This window comes from Roseobacter sp., from assembly GCF_045106495.1.
Classification (GTDB): domain Bacteria; phylum Pseudomonadota; class Alphaproteobacteria; order Rhodobacterales; family Rhodobacteraceae; genus Roseobacter.
Window position 1 is genome coordinate 1 of record NZ_JBGCEQ010000045.1, and the last position, 3,704, is coordinate 3,704.

The window sequence follows — 3,704 nt, forward strand, 5'->3', positions numbered from 1 at the left end:
CTAGCGAAGATCCTTCCTGCACCGCAGCAAACGCGCAAAGCCTGATAGAAAAGGCGCTCGCGCTCTGTTCAGAACCATACTTTCTGCGACAGCAGCACGTTGTTTTTCCACAGAATCGGCGGATTGCCGACATTCGCTGCAGGTGCGAGGGTTTTTAGCCAAAGAGGAGACAAGCGCAAATTCTCTGCTAACTGGATTGGTGGTAGAGGTGGATCAAAAAGTTGGCCTCGGGGGCACTCTGCGCCAAGCGGACGTCTGGAAGTGCAGATAAGTTTGGTATTGATCCGATCTGTGCCAGATGGCATCCGCTATCTGGCAACCAAGTTCAGTCAGGTGCGGATCAGCGGCCATGAATGACATCGATCTGGTCAAGCGAATTGGGGCTGGCGACAAGCGCGCCATGCATGCCTTTTACATGCGTCACAATCAAGCCGTCTATGCCTTTGCCGTTTCGCGTTCTGGGAATGCGGAGCTTTCGTCGGACTGTGTCCACGACACCATGCTGGACGTTTGGCGGTCGGCGGTCAACTTTGCTGGTAGGTCGAGCGTCAAGACGTGGCTCTTCTCCATTGCACGGAACAAACTGGTGGATGCGCTGCGCAAGCGCGGAAAGCTTTCATATGTCGACGAGGTCCCAGAGCAGGAGGATACAGCCCCAAATCCGGAAGCGGCAGCCATCGCGGCTGCAGAAAGCACGCGGTTGCATCGTTGCATAGAGGGGTTATCCGGCCCGCAGCGGACTGCCATTCGCCTCGCATTCCTGGAAGACCTGAGTTATCCAGAAATTGCCAAGGTCGAAGCGGTTCCGATCGGCACGATCAAGACACGCATTCACCACGCGAAACAGGCTCTGATGCGATGCCTTGAGCGAGGCCTGCGCGGATAACTTCTCACTCCGCCACGAACTCCACCAGTTCACTGCGATCTTCCAGAACTCTGATTGCTGCTTCGCCCAGGCTGGCATCCGCAAAGGAGAGACGTACGAGGCCAAGCGCGCTCGGACCGTCCGAAATTGTGCCACCGATTTGGGAGAGCAAAGCCATAATTTCTACAAAGGTAGCCGTGTCGACGAACTTCACCTGAAAACTAAAAGCAGTGGGTTGTTCACTTGCCGGGCGGAACCCGTCCTGGACACCATTGATGCGGGGCCCGATGGTGACCTGCCAGGCGGCAACTGCAATCACAGCAACCGCTGCATACTTCAATACGTGTTGCCACGGGCGGTTGTTGTCGTTTGCTGCTTTCGGTGCGGCATCTATCTCTGCGGAAAGCCGATCCCAAACTGCCTTGGCGTTTTCATGCCGTGGTTCTGATGCAAGCTCGGCGCGGACGGATCGCATCACATCCACTTCAGCCGCGAGAGACGCATCGCGCCCCATGGCGTCTTCGAACGCCTCTCTATCCGTCGTGGTAAGACGGTCCTGCAAATAGTTGAGTATATCCTGGTCGCGATCCACGCTTTTATGCTCATTTCTTAACACGGTTCAATTCTTTGTCGCACGAACTCGCTGAATGGTTCAAAACTATTGTGGCGCACGCCGGCTTTTCAACTCTCAATTGAGTCGACGCGCCACTCAACACGACCAACTTGTCCAAGGCCATGCGTCCACCGCATGGCCAGACGGGAAGGAAGGGATCGCATGCCACAGGTTGCACGTATCTTTCGTGGGTTAATCGCCGTTGCCGCTGGCCTCGCACTGCTCGGCTGCGCCTCGCTAGAGGAACGCGCTACATCGGATGCGGAGCGGTCTGATGTCGTGGGACTGCGGAAGATCATCGCGCTCGTGCCGGATGCGAGAAGCGTGACGCGGATGCGCCAAGAAGCCCAATCATCAGGATATCAAGAGCTTGACGTCACCGAGCTCGACGGGCTTGACCTGACAATGATGACGTATCAGATGCCCGACGGTGTGACGGGCGCAGAAGCCATTGTAGCGCTTGAGGCGGCCGTTCCCGCATCTACGGTTGGCGTCAACCATGCCTATCGCTTGCAGCAACAACTGGGTGCTGCACACGAACTGGATTACGCCAGTGCCATGATGCGCTGGAATGAAGGCGGATGCCGCGCGCGCGTGCTGATCGGTATGATTGACACTGCAATCGATACGGCATCGCCTGCGCTTGCTGGTGCCCAGGTGATCACCAGAACCTTTTTTGAAGGACCTTCCTCCGATACGTCTCATGGCACAGATGTTGCAGCAGTCTTGGCAGATCCGGACCGTTTGCAGGGCGTAAAGCTCTATGGCGCCAACGTGTTTGGTCAGCCACAGACGGCGGATCTGGTGGCCGGCGCGGATGCACTGGTGCGCGCGTTGGATTGGATGGCTGAAGAGGACGTGCGCCTGGTCAATCTTGCGCTAGCGGGTCCTTACAACAAGCTGCTCAACTTGGCAGTTGAGCGCGCGGCGGCACAAGGCCTCATTCTAGTTGCCGCAGTCGGCAATGACGGACCGGGTGTTGATCCGCTCTACCCGGCCGGTTTTGAGGAGGTGATCGCGGTCACGGCCGTCGATGTCGACGGCCGCATTTATCGCAACGCGGTCCGAGGACCGCATGTAGATGTAGCGGCACCCGGTGTTGATATTTTGGTTTTCTCTGCAGGGCGCGCGCGCTTTGCCACCGGCACGTCGATTGCCACCCCGTTTGTAACAGCACGTCTGGCTGCCGACCCGGCGGTTGTCGACGCACGCGATGTCTCCGAAGTCCGTAGTCGGCTTGCACAAACAAGCGCAGAGCTCGGCCCCGTCGGGCGCGACCCAATGTTTGGATACGGGCTTGCCTTAGCCAAAGACGTTTGCGGTGAATGATCTGATACGCAACAAGATATCGTCCATGGCAGAGGTCACACGCCGTGAGACCCGCGGATCCCGGTTGCAAAGGCAGGCCCGCGCGATTGATCGGTTCTCTGCGAGATAAGGCCCCGTGCTGCAACGGCAGTACATAGAGTGGACGCCCACACTTATTGCGGTCCAAGCATAGCCACATTGGCGTCTGCCAGATGAGCGACAATGTGAAACGTGACCTTTGCAGCCCACACGAAATGGTTTCGCGTCGGTCTCCCGGCATACTGGTAGACAAACAAAAGACCCCGCCAGCTGAAAGCTGGCGGGACCGTGCGCCGCGATGTTACATTTACCTACGCAATCATGAAATCATCGGCACCAAAGTCTGTGACCACGGCATCTTCGAATGTGATCACCTTGTTGTTGAGGGCCAGCTCCACGTCATTTCCAACTTGGGTCATGTTCGCGAGCAGGTTTTCGGTCGTCACGTTCGGGTCTGTCGTGACGAACGCCAGTTGATCCACACCGACTTCGAAGTCGAGGATGACATCGACGCCTTGATCTTCTTCGAAGAACACAAAGGTGTCCGCGCCTTCGCCACCCGACATGATGTCATTCCCGGCACCGCCGCGGACAACATTTTCCTGTTCGTTTCCGACGATAACATCGTTGCTGTCGGTCCCGGTGACATTTTCAAAGTTGATCGCCGAGGCGTCTTCGCCGGCTCCGTTGTCAATCTCGATCGAGCCGGTTTCAAGGTTGACACTGACAGGACCTGATGCCTGGCTTAAGTCCAGCGTATCCACACCGTCGCCGCCATCCAGGTCGAGCTTGATCTGGTTGAGCACGTCCCCGGTGATCACGGCCGTGTCCTCGCCACCACCGAAGTTGGTTTCCTGCACTTCGGTGTTGCGGATGTCG

Annotated in this window: 3 protein-coding genes and 1 pseudogene; 2 read left to right on the plus strand and 2 right to left on the minus strand. The window is 57.3% G+C overall.

From position 1 onward, the window contains the following. Positions 1–349 precede the first annotated feature (349 nt). Positions 350–886, plus strand: coding sequence for an RNA polymerase sigma factor (locus tag AB8B75_RS20335; RefSeq protein WP_405364767.1), 537 nt, complete (start codon positions 350–352; stop codon positions 884–886). 4 nt (positions 887–890) lie between these two features. Here AB8B75_RS20335 and AB8B75_RS20340 read toward each other — a convergent pair whose 3' ends face one another. Continuing rightward, positions 891–1,457 (minus strand): hypothetical protein, encoded by a 567-nt coding sequence (locus AB8B75_RS20340; protein ID WP_405364769.1) that lies wholly within the window; start codon positions 1,455–1,457, stop codon positions 891–893. A 183-nt stretch (positions 1,458–1,640) separates the two neighbouring features. On the opposite strand from AB8B75_RS20340, the gene AB8B75_RS20345 reads away from it, so the two are divergent. Then, the gene (locus AB8B75_RS20345; RefSeq protein WP_405364771.1) at positions 1,641–2,807 is read left to right on the plus strand and encodes a S8 family serine peptidase; all 1,167 of its coding nucleotides are present in this window, start codon (positions 1,641–1,643) and stop codon (positions 2,805–2,807) included. Between the two features lie 329 nt (positions 2,808–3,136). Here the strand turns inward: AB8B75_RS20345 and AB8B75_RS20350 are convergent. Next, positions 3,137–3,704: pseudogene (locus AB8B75_RS20350) on the minus strand (iron-regulated protein frpC); the annotation flags it as partial.